This is a genomic window from Methanohalophilus sp. WG1-DM, from assembly GCF_004104135.1.
In the GTDB taxonomy this organism is placed as follows: domain Archaea; phylum Halobacteriota; class Methanosarcinia; order Methanosarcinales; family Methanosarcinaceae; genus Methanohalophilus; species Methanohalophilus euhalobius.
In genome coordinates this window covers 1-370 of the sequence record NZ_RRBA01000054.1, presented here as the reverse complement: position 1 = coordinate 370, position 370 = coordinate 1, and the positions used below count along the sequence as shown (strand labels likewise).

At 42.4% G+C, this 370-nt stretch carries 1 protein-coding gene; it reads left to right on the top strand.

All coding sequences use genetic code 11. From position 1 onward, the window contains the following. Window positions 1-370, top strand: a 370-nt coding sequence (locus CI957_RS10435) for a 4Fe-4S binding protein (RefSeq protein ID WP_164909102.1), incomplete at both ends; no start/stop codon positions are given.

Here is a 370-nt window from a genome sequence, read left to right as displayed (position 1 = left end):
TATGGCAACGATTGCTCCAAGTGAAGGAAGTGAGTACGGTTACTGGTATGCCAATCGTGAAACACTTAAAGCAGATTTATCTTTCAAATATGCTGCTTACAGTGCAGGAGTGGGAAACTTTGGCATGAATCATCTTCTGATCACAAAGGACTTTGGGCCCAAAGTACGTATGGCTGCGATACTGACGGATGCACCATTGGATACGGAAGAAAAAACCGATTTGCCATTTATAAATGATGCATGTAGTGAATGCATGAAGTGTATCGAAGTATGTCCGGTTGATGCTCTTACATCAGAAGGGGTCATTCATAGAGAAAAATGCGCTGAGTATATGTTTAATGTTCTTGGCGGACTTCGATGCGGACTATGC